The organism is Nocardioides donggukensis (genome assembly GCF_014842875.1).
In the GTDB taxonomy this organism is placed as follows: domain Bacteria; phylum Actinomycetota; class Actinomycetes; order Propionibacteriales; family Nocardioidaceae; genus Nocardioides; species Nocardioides donggukensis.
The window spans coordinates 299,636-320,577 of the sequence record NZ_JACYXZ010000002.1 but is presented as its reverse complement, the minus strand read 5'-3'; the positions used below and the strand labels follow the sequence as shown (position 1 = coordinate 320,577).

The window sequence follows — 20,942 nt, the reverse complement described above, 5'->3', positions numbered from 1 at the left end:
GGGTGTTCGACAAGAAATCGTCCGGCGTGGCATTGGACGGGCCGGAGGTTCTTCTCCTACTCTGGCAGAGGCGGTCCACGTCACACAACAGACGCGCCGCAGCGCCGTACCCGCACCGAGCTGGAGGAACCATGAGCATCGAGACCGGCACCCGCACCGGCCAGCCCTACCGCTACACGCGGCCGGCCCTGGTCGAGCCGGACTGGACCCGCTTCCCGGGCTGGCAGGGCGTCACCGCGGAGGACTGGGCCTCCGTGCAGTGGCAGCGGGCGCACTGCGTCAAGAGCGTCCGCCAGCTGCGCGCGCTCATGGGCGACCTGCTGGACGAGGGCTTCTACGCAGACCTCGAGCGGGACCAGGCCGAGCGGGCGACGATGTCGATGCTGATCCCGCCGCAGATGATGAACACGATGGTCCCGGCGCTCACCCCGGGCGGGCCCGGGTCGCTGACCGAGGCGTTCTACGCCGACCCCGTCCGGCGCTACATGATCCCGGTCTTCTCCGACCGGCGGACCGACTGGCCCTCGCACCCGCACGCCACCCGCGACTCGCTGCACGAGCACGACATGTGGGTGGCCGAGGGACTGACCCACCGCTACCCGACCAAGGTGCTGGCCGAGCTGCTGCCGACCTGCCCGCAGTACTGCGGCCACTGCACCCGGATGGACCTGGTCGGCAACTCCACGGCGGTGGTCGACAAGCTCAAGTTCGCCGGCAAGCCGACCGACCGGATCAGCGACATGCTCGACTACCTGCGGCGTACGCCGTCGGTGCGTGACGTCGTCGTCAGCGGCGGCGACGTCGCCAACATGCCGTGGCCGCGCCTCGAGGACTTCCTCACCCGGGTCCTCGAGGTCGAGAACGTCCGCGACATCAGGCTGGCGACCAAGGCCCTCATCGGCCTTCCCCAGCACTGGCTGCAGGACGAGGTCCGCTCCGGCGTGGAGCGGGTGGCCCGGCTGGCCCGGGACCGGGGCGTGTCGCTGGCGATCCACACCCACGCCAACCACGCGATCTCGATCACCCCGATCGTGGCCGAGGCCTCCCGCGCGATGCTCGAGGCCGGGGTGCGCGACGTGCGCAACCAGGGCGTGCTGCTCGACGGGGTGAACGCCGATCCCGACGCGCTGCTCGACCTGTGCTTCGCCCTGCTCGACGGCGCCCAGGTGATGCCCTACTACTTCTACATGTGCGACATGATCCCGTTCTCGGAGCACTGGCGGGTCTCGGTCGGCGACGCGCAGCGACTGCAGCACCACCTCATGGGCTACCTCCCCGGCTTCGCGACGCCGCGGATCGTGTGCGACGTCCCCTTCGTCGGCAAGCGCTGGGTGCACCAGCTCGCCGAGTACGACACCGTGCTCGGCATCAGTGGCTGGACCAAGAACTACCGCACCTCGATCGAGGCCGACGACGCCGACGCCCTGGACCGCACCTACCAGTACTACGACCCGATCCACACCCTGCCGCCCGAGGGGCAGGAGTGGTGGGCGCGCAACGTCGCCGAGCACGAGCGTCGGCACGGCACCGGGCTGACCCCGGCGGAGGCGGCCGAGGCGTCCCGGCGTACGGCGGCCCTCCAGGCGCACTGACCCCCTCTGGCTACGGTGGGGCGGTGATCCGCGACCTGACCGACGCCGAGGCCCGCGCCGCCCTGCCCTGCAAGTGGGGCGCGGTCCCGGAGGGGACGGTCCCGGCCTGGGTGGCCGAGATGGACCTCGCCCCACCGGAGCCGGTCACCGATGCCGTGGCGGAGGCCGTCCGGCGCGGCGTCGCGGGCTACGCGCCCTTCGGGGACGGCGGCATCGGTGCCGCGCTCGCCGGGTTCGCCTCCCGGCACTGGGGCTGGGAGGTCCCGCCCGACGCGGCGGTGCCGACCGCCGACGTCGTCTCCGGGATCCGGCTGGCGCTGGAGGTGCTCTGCCCGCCGGGACCGGTGGTGGTGCCACTGCCCTGCTACCCGCCGTTCCGCGAGGTCGTGGCCCTGTCCGGCCGCGAGCCGGTCTGGGTGCGGACCGACCCCGACTCCCCCGACGCGGCGCTGGACCTGGCCGCCGTCGAGCGGGCCCTCGACGCCGGTGCCCGCACCGTCCTGCTCTGCAACCCGCACAACCCCCTGGGCCGGGTCCCGCGCCGGGGCGAGCTGGAGGGCCTGCGGGACCTCGCCGCGCGGTACGGCGCCCGCGTGGTCTCCGACGAGATCCACGGGCCGCTGACCCTGCCCGGCGCCACCTTCACGCCGTACCTCTCGGTGGACCCCGAGGGGATCGCGGTCACCAGCGTCTCCAAGTCCTTCAACACGGCGGGCCTGCACTGCGCCGCCGTGGTCGCGCTCGAGGCCGACGACCGCTCGCGGCTGTGGTCGGTCCCGACCTCGCAGAACCACGGCTACTCGCCGCTGGGGATGATCGCCGCCACCGTGGCCTGGACCGAGTGCGACGACTGGCTCGCCTCCCTGGTGGCGCGGCTGGACGACCAGCGGGCGGTCCTGTCCGAACTGCTGGCCGAGCACCTGCCGCTGGCCCGCACCCGGCCGCTGGAGGCCACCTACCTGGCCTGGCTGGACCTGCGCGCCCACGGCGTCGACGACCCGGCCGCGGCCGCGCTCGGACACGGCGTCCGGCTGGCCTCGGGACAGCTCTACGAGCCGGGCCTGGCCGGGCACCTGCGCCTGAACCTGGCCACCACGCCGGAGCGGCTGGGCCTGGCCGTGACCCGGCTCGCGGCCGCGCTCAGCCCGTGACCGGTCGGTTCTCGTAGGGCGTCGAGAGCACGATCGTGGTCCGGGTGGAGACGTTCGCGGCCGCCCGGATCCGGGCGAGCAGGTCCTCGAGGTCGGTCGGCGTGGAGACCCGGACCTTGAGGATGTAGGACTCGTCGCCGGCGACCGACCAGCAGGACTCGATCTCGACGATGCCGGCCAGCCGCTCCGGGGAGTCGTCGGGTGCCGAGGCGTCGATCGGCCGGATCGAGATGAAGGCCGTGAGCGGGAGGCCGATCTGGGCGTGGTCGACGGTCGCGCCGTAGCCCTTGATCAGGCCCCGGGCCTCCAGCCGCTTGACCCGCTGGTGCACCGCCGAGGTGGAGAGCCCCGCCGCCTTGCCCAGGTCGGTGTAGGACATCCTGCCGTCGGCGCCCAGCAGGGTCAGGATCAGGCGATCGGTGTCTTCCACGCCCCGCAGCGTAGCGAACCGGGCGCCGCCGGGGTGACGCCCGCACGACTAGGCTCTGCGCCATGCCGACGCCCACCGACAGGCTCATGCTCCTCGACACCGCCTCGCTGTACTTCCGGGCGTTCTTCGGGGTCCCGGACAGCGTCCGGGCACCCGACGGCACCCCGGTGAACGCGGTGCGTGGCCTGCTCGACTTCATCACCAGGCTCGTGGACGAGTACCGGCCCACCCACCTCGTCTGCTGCTGGGACAACGACTGGCGCCCCCAGTGGCGGGTCGACCTGCTGCCGTCCTACAAGGCACACCGGGTGGTCGCCGTCCGCCCCGGGGACCAGCCGGACCTGGAGGAGGTGCCCGACCCGCTCGAGACGCAGATCCCGCTGATCACCGCCATCCTCGAGGCCTTCGGGATCACCGTGGTCGGCGCCGACGGGTTTGAGGCCGACGACGTCATCGGCACCCTGGCGACCGGCGCCGGCATGCCGGTCGACATCGTGACCGGCGACCGGGACCTGTTCCAGCTCGTCGACGACGACGCCCGAGTCCGGGTGCTCTACACCGCCCGCGGCGTCGGCCGGCACGAGCGGGTCACCGCCGAGTGGGTGCGGGCCAAGTACGCCGTGGAGCCGGGGCAGTACGCCGACTTCGCCACGCTGCGCGGGGACAGCTCCGACGGGCTGCCCGGCGTGACCGGGATCGGCGAGAAGACGGCGGCCACGCTGCTGGGCCGGTTCGGCGACCTGACCGGCATCGTGGCGGCCGCGGACGACCCGGACGCGGACATCGGCCCGGCACCGCGCCGCCGCGTGCGCGAGGCCGCCGACTACCTCGCGGTCGCGCCGACGGTGGTCGCGGTGGCGCGCGACATCGACCTCGGCGAGCTCGACCTGCGGCTGCCCGCCGCCCCGGTCGAGCCCGAGCTGCTGTCCGCGATCGCCGAGCAGTGGGGCCTCGGCGGGTCCGTGACCCGACTCGTGGACGTGCTGGCCGGCCCGGAGTGATCGGCCCGGAGTGATCGGCCCGGGCACGGCCGCCCCACGGGAGGACCACAGCCCGACCACGGGGAGGCCACGACTGCGCCGAATTCCCCGAACCCCGCTCGCACTCCTCCGTTCCGTGCCATCGTCGTGGGTGGGGAGTGACGATGAACGAAACCTGGATGTTGAGCCTGCTCGCCCGGCGACGGACGAGCGAGGGCAGCCTGCCCGGCACCGACCCGGCGTCCCGTGGGGGGACACCGGTGTACCGGTGCCGGGCGCGGCTGCTGACCGTCACCACGGTGGAGGCCGCGACCGCAGTCGTGGCCCGCGCGGCGGCCGTCCGTGAGATGAGCCTGGCGCCCGTGACCTCGGCGTGGGCGGCCCGGACGCCGAACCCGGTCACCCGGGCCGCGTCCCGCGGCGCCGGGCGTGACCTGCTGGCGGCCGCGGCGGTGGAGTGCCCCGAGCTGCTGCCGTTCGTCTCGCCGCTGCCGCTCCCGGTCGCGGCCGGGATGATCGCGGCCCACGTGGGCCTCGACGCAGACGTCCTGGCCCGGCTGGTCGGCTACGACGACGTCCAGGGCTCGCTGGCCGACCTGGACCCGGCCGACACCCTGGTCTGGACCCAGACCGTGCTGCCCGACATCAGGGCGATGGCCGACCAGGTGGCCGGCCTGACCGATCCCGACCGGATCCCGGCCACCGGGGCCGACCTGCGGGTCGTCACACCCCACTGACCGAGGAGTAGGCCACCACTCCGCGCCGCAGCCGGTCCGCGGTCTCCCGCGCGACGTCGCGCAACGGGGTCCCGGCCGCGGCGTCGGCGACCTGGAGGGCCAGGTCCAGGAGCTGCTTCATCCAGCGCACGAAGTCGCCCGCCGCCAGGTCGACCACGCCCAGCACGTCGTCGAGCTCGTCACCCTCGGCCCAGCGGTGGGCCGCCCACGCGAAGCCGGCGTCCGGCTCGCGCAGGAAGTCCAGGCGGTGGTCCCGCTCGAGCGCCTCCAGCTCCGACCACAGGTGCACCAGGTCGCGCAGCGCGTCGGCCACCCGACCGCCGGGGATCCGGGGTGCCCGGGCGTCGTCGGGGCGTCGGGCCTCGAAGACGAGGGCGGACAGCACGGCTGCCAGCTCGGAGGGGTCCAGCCCCGACCACAGCCCGGTCCGGATCGCCTCGGAGGCGACCAGGTCCATGTCGGAGTAGATCCTGCGCAGGTGCCGGCCGCGCACGGTCACCTCGTCGCCGTCGAGGTACTCCAGCGCCTCCAGCACCTCGCAGACCCGGTCGAACTGCCGGGCGATGGTGTTCGTGCGCTGGTCGACCCGGCGTCTCAGCGTCCTGGTGTCCCGGTCCAGCTTGAACCAGCGCTCCGCCCAGCGGGCGTGCTCCTCCCGTTCCGGGCAGGCGTGGCACGGGTGGGCCCGCAGCTCGACCCGGATCCGGTCCGCCTCCGGGTCGGTCCCACCCGGTCCCCGACGGTCGTCCGGGTGGGCGCGGCCGCCGCCCGACGGAGGCCGCAGGCTGCTCCCCCGGGCCGCCAGGGCGGCGGCGAGATCCCGTCGCATCTGGGGATTGCGGCCGGAGAAGCTCTTGGGCACCTTCATCCGGGTCATCGCGGCGACCGGGGTCGGGAAGTCGGCGAGGTTCAGCCGTCGGGCCTGCCGGCCCACGGTCAGCACGTAGGGCCGGGGCTCCTCACCCGCGGACCCGGGGTCCACCACGACGGCGAGCCCGGAGAACTTGCCGGCCGGCACCTCGATCACGTCACCCGGCCGGAGCGCCCGGAGGGAGGCGATCACCTCGCCCCGGCGGTCGGTGCGCCGGGCGCGGGCGGCGTCCTTCTCGACCTCGGAGAGCCTGCGCCGCAGCCGGGCGTACTCCATGAAGTCGCCCAGGTGGCAGTGCGCGGCCTCGACGTACCCGTCCAGGGCGTCCTCGGACTTGCGGAGCTGTCGGGCCATCCCCACGACGGCCTTGTCGGCCTGGAACTGGGCGAACGACGACTCCAGCAGCTCGCGGGCGCGCTCCCGGCCGAACTGGTGCACGAGGTTGACGGCCATGTTGTAGGACGGCCGGAACGACGACCGCAGGGGGTAGGTCCGGGTCGAGGCGAGGCCGGCCACCTCCTTGGGGTTCATCCCGGGCTCCCAGAGCACCACCCCGTGCCCCTCGACGTCGAGGCCGCGCCGACCGGCCCGCCCGGTGAGCTGGGTGTACTCCCCCGGCGTCAGCGCGACGTGCGCCTCGCCGTTCCACTTGCTGAGCCGTTCGAGGACCACCGTGCGGGCGGGCATGTTGATGCCCAGCGCCAGGGTCTCGGTCGCGAAGACGACCCGGCACAGGCCGCGCAGGAACAGCTCCTCGACGCACTCCTTGAACGTCGGCAGCATCCCCGCGTGGTGGGCGGCCACGCCTCGGGTGAGGCCGTCGAGGAACTCGTGGTAGCCGAGGACGTGGAGGTCCTCCTCCGGAAGGTGCCGGCACCGCTCCTCGACGAAGGCGAAGATCTCGTCGCGCTCCTGGGGCGTGGTCAGGCGCAGGTTGGCCTGGAGGCACTGGGTGACCGCGGCGTCGCAGCCGACCCGGCTGAAGATGAACACGATCGCCGGCAGCAGGCCCTCCCGCTCCAGCCGGTCGACCACCTCGTGACGGCTGGCCAGGTGCGGCCGGCGGCCCTGCGGGCGGTGTCCCCTCCCCCGCTGGCCCTTCTTGTCCCGTCGGTCGCCCATCCGGCTGGAGGCCCAGTCGTCGCGGGCCAGTCGCATCAGCTGCGGGTTGACCCGGGCCCCCTCCTGGGCGAAGCCGGCCTGGGCCAGCTCCTCGGTGTCGGCGAACAGGTCGTGCAGCCGCCGGCCCTGGAGGACGTGCTGGTAGAGCGGCACCGGGCGCTGCTCCTCGACGATCGTGGTGACCTCGCCCCGGACCGTGGCCAGCCACTCGCCGAACTCCTCGGCGTTGGAGACCGTCGCCGACAGCGAGACGACGGCGACGCTCTCGGGCAGGTGGATGATCACCTCCTCCCAGACCGCACCCCGGCTCCGGTCGGCGAGGTAGTGCACCTCGTCCATGACCACGAACCCCAGTCCCGACAGGGTGCGGGATCCGGCGTAGAGCATGTTCCGCAGCACCTCGGTGGTCATCACCACCACCGGGGCCTCGCCGTTGACGGTGTTGTCGCCGGTCAGCAGGCCGACCCGGTCGGCGCCGTACCGTTGGACCAGGTCGTGGTACTTCTGGTTCGACAGCGCCTTGATCGGGGTGGTGTAGAAGCACTTGCGTCCGCCGGCCAGCGCCAGGTGCACCGCGAACTCCCCGACGATGGTCTTGCCGGAGCCGGTCGGGGCGGCGACCAGCACCCCGCGCCCCTCCTCCAGCTCGTGGCAGGCGCGGACCTGGAAGTCGTCGAGCCCGAAGTCGTAGAGGCCGGCGAACTCGTGGAAGACCGGGTGCTCCCGGCCGCGTCGGTACGCCGCGTAGCGGGCCGCCGCGCCCTCCTGCTGGTCGCTCATGCGATCACCGTCAGGGCACCGGGGACGCACTCCACGGTCAGGGGGAGCGCCCCGAAGCGCTCGCCGTCGGCGTAGGTGACGATGTCGGGCGCCGCCAGGGTCACCCGCCGGACCCGGTGCCGCTCGTAGGCGGGGTGGTCGACGATGGTGCCGTTGAACAGCCGGGGGTAGGCCCGGACCAGCTCGGCCCGCGAGAGCGGGCGGATCAGCACCACGTCGAGCCAGCCGTCGTCGAAGGAGGCGCCCTCGGTGATCCGCAGGCCCCCGCCGAACGAGGGGCCGTTGCCCACGGCGACCAGCATCGCCTCCGCACGGCGCTCGACCCCGTCCAGGTCCAGGGTGTAGCGGATCGGCTGGAACGTGCGCAGCTCGGCGATCGTGGCCAGGGTGTAGCGCATCTGCCCGCGCGGCCACCGCATCCGGTTCGCCCGCTCGTTGACGACCGCGTCGAACCCGGCGGCCAGGACGGTGACGAAGTGCCGGCCGCCGGAGCGGGCCAGGTCGATCCGACGGGTCCGGGAGGCCACGATCCGGTCGGCGGCGGCCACCGGGTCGGTCCGGGGCAGGTCGAGGTAGCGGGCCAGGTCGTTGCCGGTGCCGGCCGGGATCACCCCGAGGGCGGTGCCGGTGCCGGCGACCAGGCCGGCACCGAGGTGCACCAGGCCGTCGCCGCCGCACACGACCAGCGCCTCGGGACCCTCCGCGACCGCGGCGGAGCCGAGCTCGCGGGCCTCCTCGGCGTCGCGGCCGACCAGCTCGCGCACCACGAAGCCGGCCTCGCGCAGGCGGGCGGCCGCGAGCACTGCCGATCGCGCGCCCCGACCACGGCCGGCCGTCGGGTTGACGAGGAGTGCGATCTGTCGGGAGGAGCGGGCCACGGGGGGGAGACTAGCCGCCGTGGCCGACCACACCGAGCCGGAGCGCGGCGACGTAGCTCTCAGGTCGGGCGCCGACCGCCTTGGCGAGCCGGCCCAGGGCGTCGAGCACCCGGTCCGCGCCGAAGTCGGTGCCGGGGACCGCGAGCGCCAGCCGACCCTGGGCCTCCACGAGGAGCACCTGCTCGTTGCGCCAGGCCTGGTGGGCCAGTCGCCGGGTGTCCTCGTCGGCCACCGGCGTCGGATAGGCCTCGTCGACCGCGAGCAGGTCGCACGGGTGCTCCTCGCCCGCGTGCGCCAGCCGACCGCGGACCAGGTGCCCGCTGCCGAGGCGACCGGCACCCCGGTGGCCCGCGACGTCCGTGGACCAGGTGACCTCGGCAGTGCCCAGCCAGTCCGGGAGGTCGAACGGGTCGACCGGAGCCAGCGCCGGTGCGCTCACCCCGCCGCTCACCCGCTGCTCACCCGCCGCTCACAGCGTGGACGTCTCGTCGTCGGCCCACTGGTCGGTGCCGGACCGGTTCCGGCCCCGGATCCGGTCGACCGTGCGTGCGATCATCTCCGAGATCAGGAACAGCAGACTCATGGTGATCGCGAGCGCGGACATCGCGAACGGGTCGGTGCTCGGGGTGGCGACGGCCGCGAAGACGAACGTGCCCAGCACGATCCACGGGCGGTGCCGCCCGATCGCCCGGCCGGAGAGCACCCCGACCAGGTTCAGCATCACCACGAACAGCGGGATCTCGAGCGCGATCCCGAACACCAGCAGCATCCGGGTCACGAAGCTGAAGTAGGTGGAGAACTCGTTGAGGTTCTCCGAGCCGGCCGGCGTGAAGTTGATCAGCACCTCCATGCCCTTGGGGAGCACGAAGTAGCCGAGCGCGACCCCGGCGAAGAACAGCGGCCCGGCGACGGCGGCGAAGATCCGCGACCACATCAGCTCGTTGCGGTGCAGGCCGGGCAGGAGGAAGCCCCAGATCTGGTAGAGCCACACCGGACTGGCCCCGACGATCGCGGCCACCCCGCACAGCTTGAGCTGCAGCATGAGGCCGCCGGTGATGTTGTTCACGACGAGCCGGGTGTCCACCCTGCCGTCGAGCCCCTCCACGGCCTCGTAGTAGGGGACCGTGATCAGGTCGAGCAGCTGGTCGTAGAAGTACAGCGCGAAGCCGAACGCCACCACCACGGCGATCGCCGACTTGATCAGCCTGGCCCGCAGCTCGCGGAAGTGGTCCGAGAGGGCCATCCGCCCGTCGGCACCCATCGGGTGCCGGGGTCGACCGCGGACCAGGTCGACCAGGCCGGTCACGGACATGGCCAAGTCAGCTGGTGGTGCCGTCGCGGTGCTCGCGCGCGATCCGCTCCGACTCGGCGTTGCGGGCCTTGAGCTCCCGCTCCTCGGCGCTCATCGTCCCGCGGTCGGTGCCCGACTCCACGTCGTCGGACTCGTCTCCCCCGTCGAGACCCTTGGTCTCGGCCTTGAAGATCCGCAGCGCCCGGCCGCTGCCGCGCGCCAGCTCGGGCAGCTTGGCGGCACCGAACAGGAGGATGATCACGGCGAAGATGATCAGCAGCTCGGGCGTGCCGAGGCCGCCGATGAGGTGGCCGGTGATGTGCGTGCTCATGAGGTCCTCACATTGTCCGTCGTGACGTGGTCATCCTACGCCGGGTCGTCATACAGGCCGAGTGCCGCCCGGGCCGCGTCGTGGAACTCCCCGGCCAGCTCGCCGCCCTCGCGGACCTCGGCGTGGGGTGCCAGCCGCAGGAGCAGCCGCAGCAGCCAGCGCCGGTCGGCGACGACGAGGTCGACCTCGAGCCCCCCGTCGCCGGTCTCCCGGGAGTCCTGCACCGGGTAGTACTCCGCCACCCAGCGTGCCTCCGGGGCCAGGGCCAGGGTGACCACCGGCATGTCCGGGGACGGTCGGAACAGCCCCTCCGACAGGTCCACCGGCACCTCCTCGGGGTGCTCGGTGGCGGCGGCCCCCAGCACCTCTGCCTCGACGATCCGGTCCAGGCGGAACAGTCGCCGGGCCTCGGCGGCGTGGCACCAGCCCTGGAGGTAGCCCTTGCCGTGGGCGTCGACGAGAGACATCGGGTCGACGACGCGATCGGTGTTCTCGTCGCGGGCCGGGACGTGGTAGGTCAGCCGCACCTGTCGACCCTCCCGCACCGCCTGGTCGAGGCGGGACCGGATGCCGGCCAGCTCGCGTGCCTCGTCGGGCACCAGCACGTCGACGTGGGCAGCGGCCCGGCCGTCCTCCGCGGCCGCCTCCAGCTTGGCGAGCGCCCGGTCCAGGCTGTCGAGCGTGGCCGGCTCCGCCGAGGCACGCAGGGTCCGCAGCGCCACGATGATCGCCGATGCCTCGGCCGGCGAGAGCCGCAGCGGCGCCCGGAGGTAGTCGGCGTTGGTGATCCGGATGACCTGCTCGCCGTCCAGGGCGTCGAGGTCGACCTCGATCAGATCGCCGGGCAGCCACCCCGGCCAGCCGCAGTAGACCAGCACCCGCAGGTCCTTCACCAGCTGCCCGGGATCCACGTCCAGCTCCCGGGCGGCGTCGGCGACCCGCATCGGACCGCGCCGCTGGATCAGCGGCACCAGCGCCAGCAGCCGGCCGACCTGCTCCTTGGCCCCGGCGCTCATGCCGACCCCACCACGGCGGCGAGCCGGGAGACCACGGCGTCCCGCACGGCCGGCGGGTCCTCGACGTAGACGTCGGCGCCGAGGGCGAGCAGCTCGTCGGCGAGCATGTCCGGCGAGGAGAACTCCACCTGCAGCCGGTCCCAGTCGCTGCTCGGGTCCGGGCCGGTCACGCCCTCCCCGACGCCCTCCCCCACGACGGCCGCGGCGCGCCGCAGCGCCAGGCAGGTGCCGGCCCGCACCAGGACGGTGGCCTGCTGGGTGGCCGGGCCGGGGGCCAGCCGGCGGGTCAGCTCGCGCAGGTCGGTGCCGGCGGGCACCGAGAACGCACCGCCCCGTCCGGACCGCCGGACCGGGCCCTGGACCCGGGAGAGCCGGAACATCCGCTCCTCGCCCCGGTCCACGTCGCGGCCCACGACGTACCAGCGCCCGGAGAAGGACACCACGCCCCAGGGCTCCAGGGTGCGGGTCGCGGGCTCGGCGCTGCCGCGTCGGCGGTAGCCGAAGCTCACCCGGACCCGGTCGAGCGAGGCCTGCCAGAAGGCCTCGAAGTGCGGGTCGTCGTCGGTCACGACCACGGGCGCGAGGTCGAGCCGGCTGCGGTCGACGCTCACGCCCCCGGCGGCCAGCTTCGCCAACGCGTCGCTGGTGGCCGCGGCCAGCCCCGCGTGCTGCCACACCCGGGTGGCCAGGCCGACCACCGCCGCCTCGTCGGCGGTGAGATCGATGCCCGGCAGCGCGAACTCCTCCTGACGGATCCGGTAGCCGGGCTCGTCGTCGAAGAACGCGTCGGTGCCGGCCACCTGGACCGGGACGCCGAGCGCCCGCAGCTCGTCCTTGTCCCGCTCGAACATCCGCTCGAAGGCCTCGTCGGTGGCGGAGCGGTACGGGGGCACCATCTCCCGGATCCGTGCCTTCGGGAGGTAGTGCCGCTGGACGAGCAGCAGGATGAGCAGGTTCAGGAGCCGCTCGCTCTTGGTCACCCTGCTCCCCCTGCCCGGCCGGTCTCGGTGCTCAGCTGACGCCGAGCACGTCGATCACGAAGTAGATCGTGTCGGTGCCCTTGATGCCGGCGCCGTCGTTGCCCTTGGCACCGTAGCCGAAGCGCGGCGGCACGACGAGCATCACCCGGCTGCCCACGGGGACGCCCACGAGGCCCTCGTCCCAGCCCTTGATGAGGTCGCCCTTGCCGATCCGGAACGGCGTGATCGCCTCGGCGGAGTAGTTCTCATCGAACGGCTTCTTCTTGCCCTCGACCTGCCCGAGGTAGTGCATCGCCAGGAACGAGCCCTTCTCGATCTCGGGGCCCTCGCCCTCCACCAGCGTCACCACCTGCAGGCCCTTGCCGGCCGGCTCGGCGTCGGCGAAGTCGAGCGCGGTGACCGTGCCGTCCGTCTCGGTGATCGACGGGAGGCCGGCCGGCGCCTCCTGCTCAGCGCCCTCGGGCCCGTCGAGGACCGTGGAGAGGATGTCCACGACGAAGACCACGGAGTCCCCGTTGCCGATGAAGAGGTTCGGGTTGCCGGCCTCGCCGTAGGCGTCCTCGGGCGCGGCGAGCACCTGGACGCGGGAGCCGGCGGGGTGCCCGACCACGGCCTCGCGCAGGGCCGGGAGGCTGTTCTCCCCGACCTCGAGCACGGTCGGACGGTTGTCGTCGTAGGTGCTGTAGGCCTTCTCACCGCTGAAGCCGTTGCCGATGTAGAGGTGCACCATCGCGGACTCGCCGTCCTCGACGTCGGCTCCCTCGCCCTCCGTGAGGACGGTCGTCTCGGAGGTCTCCTGCCCCAGCCTCCCGTCGTACTTGACCTTGGGCGCCTTCCCGAAGTCACCCGAGACCGTCACCGTCCCGGCTGCGGCGGCGCCGCCGTCGATGCTCCCGCTCCCGTCGTCGGTGCCGCAGGCGGTCAGGCCGCCCAGCCCGAGGGCCAGCAGCACCGCGGGCAGCACGGCGGAGGAACCGGGGAGGGCGGGGACGCGACGCAAGGGGATCACCTTTTGACGTGGGGGTCGACGAGCGGGCACAGCCTAGCCGGAGGGCGGGCGCCGGCCTCACATGCCGTCGATGAGCCGCTGCACCCGCTCGTCGGCGGCCCGGAACGGGTCCTTGCAGAGGACGGTGCGCTGCGCCTGGTCGTTGAGCTTGAGGTGCACCCAGTCGACGGTGAAGTCGCGGCGCCGCTCCTGCGCCCGCTTGATGAACTCGCCCCGGAGCCGGGCCCGCGTGTTCTGGGGCGGCACCGACTTGGCGGTGAAGACCGCGAGGTCGCTGGTCACCCGGGCCACCGCGCCGCGCTTTTCGAGCAGGTAGTAGAGCCCGCGCCCGCGGTGGATGTCGTGGTAGGCGAGGTCGAGCTGGGCGATCCGCGGGTGGCCGAGCGGCAGCCCGTGCTTGTGCCGGTACCGCTCGATGAGCTTCCACTTGATCACCCAGTCGATCTCCCGGTCCACGGAGTCGAGGTCCTCGGACTCGATGGCCTTGAGGCCCCGCTCCCAGAGGTCGAGAGCGGCGTCGATCACCGGCGTCCGCAGCTCCCGGCGGTCGACGAAGTCCCGGGCCTTGGTGAGGTACTCCAGCTGGATGTCCAGGGCGCTGGCCTCGCGGCCGTTGGCCAGGCGCACCTTGCGCCGACCGGTGACGTCGTGCGAGATCTCCCGGATCGCCCGGATCGGGTTCTCCATCGTGAGGTCGCGCATCACCACGCCCTCCTCGATCATCCGCAGCACCAGGTCGCAGCTGGCCACCTTGAGCATGGTGGTCGTCTCGCTCATGTTCGAGTCGCCCACGATCACGTGCAGCCGGCGGTACTTCTCGGCGTCCGCGTGCGGCTCGTCGCGGGTGTTGATGATCGGCCGGCTGCGGGTGGTGGCGCTGGAGACGCCCTCCCAGATGTGCTCGGCACGCTGGCTGACCGAGTACGACGCACCCCGCGGGGTCTGGATGATCTTGCCGGCCCCGACCACGATCTGCCGGGTGACCAGGAACGGGATCAGGATGTCGGCCAGCCGGCTGAACTCGCCCTGCCGGCCGACCAGGTAGTTCTCGTGGCAGCCGTAGGAGTTGCCGGCCGAGTCCGTGTTGTTCTTGAACAGGTAGATGTCGCCCGAGATGCCCTCGTCGTGGAGCCGCTGCTCGGCGTCCACGAGCAGCCCTTCGAGGACCCGCTCGCCGGCCTTGTCGTGGGTGACCAGCTCGACGATGTCGTCGCACTCGGGGGTGGCGTACTCCGGGTGGCTGCCCACGTCGAGGTAGAGCCGGGCGCCGTTGCGGAGGAAGACGTTGCTCGAGCGGCCCCAGGACACGACCTTGCGGAACAGGTAGCGGGCCACCTCGTCCGGGCTCAGCCTCCGCTGCCCCCGGAACGTGCACGTGACGCCGTACTCGTTCTCGATCCCGAAGATCCGGCGGTCCATGCCGACAGCCTAGGCCCGGGGGGCGAACCGCGTGGGCGCCACGCAGGCCCGGCTCACGTCAGCGGCTCGCCCGGATCGCCCGGTGGCGCCACCGGAGGCTGGTCCCCCGACTCCGGGGTGGGCTCCGGGGACGACTCCGTGGCGGACTCCGGGGCCCCTGAGGGAGCCGGCTCCGGCTCGGAGGCCTCCCGCGCCCCGAGGAGCTCGGTGAGCACCGCGACCGGGAGCCGGCGGAACTTGCGCGGCCGGGTGCGGGTCCGGTCCAGCACGGCGACCTCGAGGTCCTCGACCGGGATCACCCGGTCACCGCTGTCGGAGTGGCCGAGGGCGGCCACCGCCACCGACACCGCGTCCCGCAACGGCGCGCCGTCGACGTGCCGCTCGGTGAGCCGCTCGGCGACCACGTCCGCGGCTCCGCCCATCACGGCGAAGCGGTGCTCGTCGGCGACCTGCCCGTCGTAGGTGAGCCGGTAGATCTGGTCGTCCGCCGCCTCGTCGCCGATCTCGGCGACGAAGATCTCCACCTCGTAGGGCTTCTCGCCGCCGCTGGAGAAGATCGTGCCGAGGGTCTGGGCGTAGGCGTTGGCCAGCCCGCGGCCGGTGACGTCGCGGCGGTCGTAGGCGTAGCCGCGCATGTCCGCCAGCCGGACCCCCGCGATCCGGAGGTTCTCGAACTCGTTGTAGCGACCGACGGCGGCGAACGCGATCCGGTCGTAGATCTCCGAGACCTTGTGCAGGGCCTGGGAGGGGTTCTCCGAGACGAACAGCACGCCGTCGGCGTACTGGACGGCGACGACCGACCGTCCCCGGGCGATCCCCTTGCGCGCGAAGTCCGCGCGGTCCTTCATCAGCTGCTCGGGCGAGACGTAGAACGGCATGCTCATGGGTCGGTGTCCCCTCAGGTCAGGGCCGCGGCCGGGCCGTCGGGCCGGTCCATCCGGGCGGCGATCACGGTGTCGGCCACGGCGGCCACCTCGGCGTCGGGCAGGCGGCGGCCCCCGCTCGCGGTGGTCACCTGCACGACGGGGAAGATCCGGCGGGCCAGGTCGGGACCGCCCGTGGCCGAGTCGTCGTCGGCGGCGTCGTAGAGCGCCTGGATGGTCGCGGTGACGCACCCGCTCTCGTCGAGGTCCTCGCGGTAGAGCTTCTTCAACGCCCCGCGGGCGAACATCGAGCCGGACCCCACCGCGTGGAAGGCGGTCTCCTCGTAGCGGCCGCCGGTCACGTCGTAGGAGAAGATCCGTCCCTGCTCCGCGGTCAGGTCGTAGCCGGCGAACAGCGGCACCACGGCCAGGCCCTGCATCGCCATGCCGAGGTTGGCCCGGATCAGGGCGGCCAGCCGGTTCGCCTTGCCGTCCATCGACAGCGTGGTGCCCTCGATCTTCTCGTAGTGCTCGAGCTCGGTCTGGAACAGCCGCACCATCTCCACGGCCAGCCCGGCCGTGCCGGCGATCCCGACACAGCTGAACTCGTCGGCGGGGAAGACCTTCTCGATGTCCCGCTGGGCGATCACGTTGCCCATGGTGGCGCGCCGGTCGCCGGCCATCACCACCCCTCCGGGGAAGGTGGCGGCCACGATCGTGGTGCCGTGCGGGGCCAGGTCGCCGGCGTTGCCCTGGGGCACCGACCGCGCCGACGGCAGCAGGTCGGGGGCAGCGGCACCCAGGAAGTCAGCGAACGACGAGGTGCCGGGGGTCAGGAAGGCATCGGGCAGCCGGGACCCGGCGACGGGCACGCTCACCGGGTCACTCGCCGCCCTTCTGGATGAACGACTTCACGAAGTCCTCGGCGTTGGACTCCAGCACGTCGTCGATCTCGTCGAGGATCGCGTCGATGTCCTCGTCGAGCTGCTCCTTGCGCTCGGTGACCGCCGACTCGGAGGTCTCGGACACCTCCGCCGCCTCGGCGTCCTCCGTGGACTTCTTCGGCTGCTTCTGCTCCTGTGCCATACCGGTGACCCTATCCAGTCCACCCGCATCGGTGGCGGAACCGGGCCGATCCCGTCGAGCTTTCAGCGGGTCAGGGCGGCGAAGAGCTGCTCGGCGGTGTCGCAGCGGTCGAGCAGCTCGCCGACGTGCGCCCGGCTGCCGCGCAGCGGGTCGATCGTCGGGATCCGCTGCAGCGACTCGCGACCGGGGAGGTCGAGGATGACCGAGTCCCACGACGCGGCCGCGACGTGCTCGGCGTACTTCTCCAGGCAGCGACCGCGGAAGTAGGCGCGGGTGTCGTGCGGCGGGTCGTGCATGGCCGCCTCCACGGTGGCGTCGTCGAGCAGCCGCTCGATCCGGCCGCGCCGCACCAGCTGGTGGTAGAGCCCCTTGTCCGGGCGGATGTCGGAGTACTGCAGGTCGATCAGCGCCAGCTTCGGGTCGTCCCACTCCAGGCCGTCCCGGTCGCGGTACTGCTCGAGCAGCCGCAGCTTCGCCACCCAGTCGAGCTCGGTGGCGCACGACAGGGGGTCGGTCTCGAGCCGGGTCAGCACCGACTCCCACCGGCTGAGCACGTCGCGGGTCTGGGTGTCGACGTCGGCGCCCAGCACCTCGTCGACGTACTTGCGGGCGAGGTCGAGGTACTCCATCTGCAGCTGGACGGCGGTCAGCCGGCGGCCGTCCATGAGCCGGACCAGCCCGGTGCAGGTCGGGTCGTGGGAGATCGCCCTCAGCGAGGCCACGGGCGTCTCGAGGGCGAGGTCGCGGGTGAGGTAGCGGTCCTCGATCATCGCCAGCACCAGCGCGGTGGTGCCGACCTTGAGGTACGTCGAAACCTCGGCGAGGTTGGCGTCCCCGATGATCACGTGCAGACGGCGGTACTTCTCCGGGTCGGCGTGCGGCTCGTCGCGGGTGTTGATGATCGGGCGCTTGAGCGTCGTCTCCAGCCCCACCTCGACCTCGAAGTAGTCGGCACGCTGACTGACCTGGAAGCCGTGACCGCGTCCGTCCTGGCCGATCCCGACCCGGCCGGCCCCGCAGACGACCTGGCGGGAGACGAAGAACGGCGTGAGGTGTCGCACGATGTGCGCGAACGGCGTCGAGCGCCGCATCAGGTAGTTCTCGTGCGCGCCGTAGGAGGCGCCCTTGTTGTCGGTGTTGTTCTTGTAGAGCACGATCGGCGCCCCGCCCGGGAGCGCGGAGGCGCGCCGCGAGGCGTCGAGCATGACCTGCTCCCCGGCCTTGTCCCAGGCGACGACGTCCAGCGGGTTGGTCACCTCGGGGGTGGAGTACTCGGGGTGCGCGTGGTCGACGTAGAGCCGGGCGCCGTTGGTGAGGATGATGTTCGCCAGGCCCATGTCCTCGTCGGTGAGCTGGCTGGCGTCGGCCACCTGCCGCGACATGTCGAAGCCGCGCGCGTCGCGCAGGGGTGACTCCTCCTCGAAGTCCCACCGCGCCCGGCGGGCCCGGACGGTGGCGGTGGCGTAGGCGTTCACGACCTGGCTCGAGGCGACCATCGGGTTCGCCGCCGGCTGTCCCTGCACCGAGATGCCGTACTCGACCTCGGTACCCATGACCCGGCGAACACTCATGTGCGGAGCCTACAAGCGCGGGCTTGCGCCGGCCGGGGCGAGGCGGTTCCATGGCGCCATGGGGGTCTGGTCCGAGCACGCGCTGCCCCGCCTCGTCGACCGCGCCTGTGCCGGGCCGGACCTCGACGAGCGGCGCGCGGCGCTGGCCGCCGGCCTGCACGGCCGGGTGCTCGAGATCGGGTTCGGGAGCGGCCTCAGCCTCCCCCACTACCCGGCAGCGGTGCACACGGTGTGCGCGGTCGAGCCGTCCGACCTGGCCTGGCGGCTCTCGGAGCGACGCCGGGCGGCCGCCTCGCTCACCGTGGAGCGCTCCGGGCTCGACGGGCAGCGGCTCACCGAGGCGGACGCCTCCTGCGACGCCGCGCTGTCGACGTTCACCCTCTGCACGATCCCGGATCCGGTGCGGGCGCTGCTGGAGGTGCGCCGGGTGCTCCGGCCCGGCGGCCGCCTGCACGTGCTCGAGCACGGCGCCGCCCCCGACCCCCGGGTCGCCCGGTGGCAGCGCCGGCTGGACCCGGTCCAGCGCCGGGTCGCCGGCGGCTGCCACCTCAGCCGGGACATCCCCGCCCTGCTGGAGGCCGCCGGTCTCGAGATCGAGGACCTGACCGGTGCCTACCTGCCGGGGCCGACCGTCTCCCGGCCGTGGACGTTCGGGTACGTCGGGACCGCCCGGGCACCCGCCTGAGGCTCGGGCGTCGGGCCACTCACTCCTCCCGCCGCGGCCTGGCGACCATGGCGTGCGCCACGTTGACCACGACGATGCCCACCCACGCGATAAGCAGCGCCACCAGCTGACCGGTCACGCCGAGCACGATGCTGATCGGGATCGATGCCACCACCGAGCCGACCCCCAGCGCGAACTGCTTCTGCACCGCCCGGGCCTCCATCTGCTGCCGGTGCGCCTGCAGGGAGACTCGGCTCTCCGCGCGCTCGGCCACCGCCCGCTCGATCCGCTCGGCGAACGAGTCGACCAGGGCAGGCTCGTAGGCCTCGCCGAGCTCCTGCCGGGCGGCGAGCAGGGCCTCGAGATCGCCTCTCTCGACCTGCTCGTCGCCCATGGGCGCGACTCCCTGCTAGAGGTACTGCCCCGTGTTGGCGACGGTGTCGATGGAGCGGCCGGGCTCGGTGCCCTGCTTGCCGGTGATGAGGGTCCGGATGAAGACGATCCGCTCCCCCTTCTTGCCCGAGATCCGCGCCCAGTCGTCGGGGTTGGTGGTGTTCGGGAGGTCCTCGTTCTCCTTGAACTCGTCCACGCAGGCCTGCAGCATGTGCTGGACCCGCAACCCCTTCTGGTCGTGGTCGAGGAGCTCCTTGATCGCCATCTTCTTGGCCCGGTCGACGATGTTCTGGATCATCGCCCCGGAGTTGAAGTCCTTGAAGTACAGGACCTCCTTGTCCCCGTTGGCGTAGGTGACCTCCAGGAACCGGTTCTCCTCGGTCTCCGAGTACATCCGCTCGACCGTCGCCCGGATCATGCCGGCCACGCACGCCTCCCGGTCGCCCGAGAACTCGGCCAGGTCGTCGGTGTGCAGCGGCAGGTCGGAGGTGAGGTACTTGGAGAAGATGTCGCGGGCGGACTCCGCGTCCGGGCGCTCGATCTTGATCTTCACGTCCAGCCGGCCCGGGCGGAGGATCGCCGGGTCGATCATGTCCTCGCGGTTGGAGGCGCCGATCACCAGGACGTTCTCGAGCGTCTCCACCCCGTCGATCTCGCTGAGCAGCTGCGGGACGATGGTGTTCTCGACGTCCGAGGAGACCCCCGAGCCGCGGGTGCGGAACAGGGAGTCCATCTCGTCGAAGAACACGATCACGGGCGTGCCCATGCTGGCCTTCTCCCGGGCCCGCTGGAACACCAGCCGGATGTGCCGCTCGGTCTCGCCGACGTACTTGTTGAGCAGCTCGGGGCCCTTGATGTTCAGGAAGTAGGACTTGCCCGAGCTGCCGGTCCGGGCCGCGACCTTCTTGGCCAGCGAGTTCGCGACCGCCTTGGCGATCAGCGTCTTGCCGCAGCCGGGAGGCCCGTAGAGCAGCACGCCCTTGGGCGGCTTGAGCTGGTGCTCCTTGAACAGGTCCGGGTGCAGGTAGGGCAGCTCGACCGCGTCCCGGATCTGGTCGATCTGCCCGACCAGGCCTCCGATCCGCTCGTAGTCGATGTCGGGGACCTCCTCCAGCACGAGCTCCTCGACCTCGGACTTGGGCACCCGCTCGTAGACGTAGCCGGCGCGGGCGTCGAGCAGCAGCGAGTCGCCCGCCCGCAGGGTCTCCTCGCGCAGGGGCGCGGCCAGGCGTACGACGCGCTCCTCGTCGGCGTTGGCGATGACCAGGACCCGGTCGCCGTCGGCGAGGATCTCCTTGAGCATCACCACCTCCCCGACCTGCTCGTAGTCGAGGGCGGCGACGACGTTCAGCGCCTCGTTGAGCATGACCTCCTGGCCGCGGCGCAGCTCGTCGAGGTCGACGCTGGGGCTGACGTTGACCCGCAGCTTGCGGCCGCCGGTGAAGACGTCGATGGAGTCGTCGTCGTTGCGCGCGAGGAAGGTGCCGAAGCCGGCCGGTGGCTGCGCCAGCCGGTCGACCTCCTCCTTCAGCGTGGTGATCTGGTCCCGGGCCTCCCGCAGGGTCTGGGCGAGGCGCTCGTTCTGCGAGGTCACCGCCGCGAGCGAGCGCTGGGTGTCGGCCAGGCGCTGCTCGAGCGAGCGCGAGTGCACCGGGCCGTCCGCGAGCCGGCGGCGCAGGTCGGTGACCTCGGCCTCCAGGAACCGGACCTGGTTCAGGAGCTCCTCGGAGCCGCGTGGGTCGTTCGATGCCGACATCGTGCGTCACCTCCTACTTGTT

21 protein-coding genes are annotated in these 20,942 nt (G+C 72.5%); 5 read left to right on the top strand and 16 right to left on the bottom strand.

What is annotated here, in order from left to right; genetic code table 11:
* The first annotated feature begins 131 nt into the window (after positions 1 to 131).
* A complete protein-coding gene (locus IE331_RS07880) occupies positions 132 to 1,592 on the top strand; it encodes a KamA family radical SAM protein (protein WP_192142306.1) in 1,461 nt (486 codons plus the stop codon).
* Positions 1,593 to 1,615: 23 nt separating this feature from the next.
* The gene (locus IE331_RS07875; protein WP_192142304.1) at positions 1,616 to 2,743 is read left to right on the top strand and encodes a MalY/PatB family protein; all 1,128 of its coding nucleotides are present in this window, start codon (positions 1,616 to 1,618) and stop codon (positions 2,741 to 2,743) included.
* Here the strand turns inward: IE331_RS07875 and IE331_RS07870 are convergent.
* Positions 2,733 to 3,173, bottom strand: a complete 441-nt coding sequence (locus tag IE331_RS07870) for an Lrp/AsnC family transcriptional regulator (protein WP_192142302.1) — start codon at positions 3,171 to 3,173, stop codon at positions 2,733 to 2,735. The two genes, IE331_RS07875 and IE331_RS07870, sit on opposite strands and share 11 nt — an antisense overlap.
* Positions 3,174 to 3,235: 62 nt before the next feature.
* On the opposite strand from IE331_RS07870, the gene IE331_RS07865 reads away from it, so the two are divergent.
* Both IE331_RS07865 and IE331_RS07860 read left to right on the top strand, forming a co-directional pair.
* The gene (locus tag IE331_RS07865) at positions 3,236 to 4,174 is read left to right on the top strand and encodes a 5'-3' exonuclease (RefSeq protein WP_225579672.1); all 939 of its coding nucleotides are present in this window, start codon (positions 3,236 to 3,238) and stop codon (positions 4,172 to 4,174) included.
* A 143-nt stretch (positions 4,175 to 4,317) separates the two neighbouring features.
* Entirely contained in the window at positions 4,318 to 4,890 is a 573-nt protein-coding gene (locus IE331_RS07860) for an urease accessory UreF family protein (protein WP_192142300.1), read from the top strand.
* Here IE331_RS07860 and IE331_RS07855 read toward each other — a convergent pair.
* The 13 genes from IE331_RS07855 to dop all read right to left on the bottom strand — a co-directional run bounded on the left by IE331_RS07855 (position 4,877) and on the right by dop (position 18,107).
* The gene (locus IE331_RS07855; protein ID WP_192142298.1) at positions 4,877 to 7,663 is read right to left on the bottom strand and encodes a DEAD/DEAH box helicase; all 2,787 of its coding nucleotides are present in this window, start codon (positions 7,661 to 7,663) and stop codon (positions 4,877 to 4,879) included. The two genes, IE331_RS07860 and IE331_RS07855, sit on opposite strands and share 14 nt — an antisense overlap.
* The gene (locus tag IE331_RS07850; protein WP_192142296.1) at positions 7,660 to 8,541 is read right to left on the bottom strand and encodes a diacylglycerol/lipid kinase family protein; all 882 of its coding nucleotides are present in this window, start codon (positions 8,539 to 8,541) and stop codon (positions 7,660 to 7,662) included. The genes IE331_RS07855 and IE331_RS07850 overlap by 4 nt, the downstream gene beginning before the upstream one ends.
* Before the next feature lie 10 nt (positions 8,542 to 8,551).
* A complete protein-coding gene (locus tag IE331_RS07845; RefSeq protein WP_192142294.1) occupies positions 8,552 to 8,980 on the bottom strand; it encodes a hypothetical protein in 429 nt (142 codons plus the stop codon).
* A gap of 30 nt (positions 8,981 to 9,010) precedes the next feature.
* On the bottom strand, positions 9,011 to 9,853 hold the full coding sequence (tatC, locus tag IE331_RS07840; protein ID WP_192142292.1) for a twin-arginine translocase subunit TatC: 843 nt from the start codon (positions 9,851 to 9,853) through the stop codon (positions 9,011 to 9,013).
* A 7-nt stretch (positions 9,854 to 9,860) separates the two neighbouring features.
* On the bottom strand, positions 9,861 to 10,163 hold the full coding sequence (locus tag IE331_RS07835; RefSeq protein WP_225579671.1) for a Sec-independent protein translocase subunit TatA: 303 nt from the start codon (positions 10,161 to 10,163) through the stop codon (positions 9,861 to 9,863).
* A gap of 35 nt (positions 10,164 to 10,198) precedes the next feature.
* Positions 10,199 to 11,179, bottom strand: a complete 981-nt coding sequence (locus IE331_RS07830) for a helix-turn-helix transcriptional regulator (protein WP_192142290.1) — start codon at positions 11,177 to 11,179, stop codon at positions 10,199 to 10,201.
* Complete coding sequence (locus IE331_RS07825) at positions 11,176 to 12,159, bottom strand: helix-turn-helix transcriptional regulator (RefSeq protein ID WP_201931404.1); 984 nt, start codon at positions 12,157 to 12,159, stop codon at positions 11,176 to 11,178. The genes IE331_RS07830 and IE331_RS07825 overlap by 4 nt, the downstream gene beginning before the upstream one ends.
* Positions 12,160 to 12,190: 31 nt before the next feature.
* Positions 12,191 to 13,159, bottom strand: coding sequence for an FKBP-type peptidyl-prolyl cis-trans isomerase (locus IE331_RS07820; protein ID WP_192142288.1), 969 nt, complete (start codon positions 13,157 to 13,159; stop codon positions 12,191 to 12,193).
* A gap of 66 nt (positions 13,160 to 13,225) precedes the next feature.
* Positions 13,226 to 14,587: a Pup--protein ligase gene (gene pafA / locus IE331_RS07815; protein ID WP_192142286.1), complete on the bottom strand. Its 1,362-nt coding sequence runs from the start codon at positions 14,585 to 14,587 to the stop codon at positions 13,226 to 13,228.
* Between the two features lie 53 nt (positions 14,588 to 14,640).
* Positions 14,641 to 15,471: a proteasome subunit alpha gene (prcA, locus tag IE331_RS07810; RefSeq protein WP_192142284.1), complete on the bottom strand. Its 831-nt coding sequence runs from the start codon at positions 15,469 to 15,471 to the stop codon at positions 14,641 to 14,643.
* Positions 15,472 to 15,485: 14 nt separating this feature from the next.
* Complete coding sequence (gene prcB, locus IE331_RS07805; protein WP_201931392.1) at positions 15,486 to 16,328, bottom strand: proteasome subunit beta; 843 nt, start codon at positions 16,326 to 16,328, stop codon at positions 15,486 to 15,488.
* Between the two features lie 4 nt (positions 16,329 to 16,332).
* Positions 16,333 to 16,536, bottom strand: coding sequence for a ubiquitin-like protein Pup (locus tag IE331_RS07800; RefSeq protein WP_192142282.1), 204 nt, complete (start codon positions 16,534 to 16,536; stop codon positions 16,333 to 16,335).
* A 62-nt stretch (positions 16,537 to 16,598) separates the two neighbouring features.
* Positions 16,599 to 18,107 carry a depupylase/deamidase Dop gene (gene dop, locus IE331_RS07795; RefSeq protein WP_192142280.1) on the bottom strand — a complete coding sequence of 503 codons (1,509 nt, stop codon included), beginning with the start codon at positions 18,105 to 18,107 and terminating at the stop codon, positions 16,599 to 16,601.
* A gap of 58 nt (positions 18,108 to 18,165) precedes the next feature.
* Here dop and IE331_RS07790 point away from each other — a divergent pair, with 58 nt between their 5' ends.
* Positions 18,166 to 18,792, top strand: coding sequence for a class I SAM-dependent methyltransferase (locus tag IE331_RS07790; protein ID WP_192142278.1), 627 nt, complete (start codon positions 18,166 to 18,168; stop codon positions 18,790 to 18,792).
* A gap of 19 nt (positions 18,793 to 18,811) precedes the next feature.
* On the opposite strand, the gene IE331_RS07785 is transcribed toward IE331_RS07790, so the two are convergent.
* Both IE331_RS07785 and arc read right to left on the bottom strand, forming a co-directional pair.
* Positions 18,812 to 19,165: a hypothetical protein gene (locus IE331_RS07785; RefSeq protein WP_192142276.1), complete on the bottom strand. Its 354-nt coding sequence runs from the start codon at positions 19,163 to 19,165 to the stop codon at positions 18,812 to 18,814.
* Positions 19,166 to 19,180: 15 nt separating this feature from the next.
* Positions 19,181 to 20,920 (bottom strand): proteasome ATPase, encoded by a 1,740-nt coding sequence (gene arc, locus IE331_RS07780; protein ID WP_192142274.1) that lies wholly within the window; start codon positions 20,918 to 20,920, stop codon positions 19,181 to 19,183.
* Positions 20,921 to 20,942 lie beyond the last annotated feature (22 nt).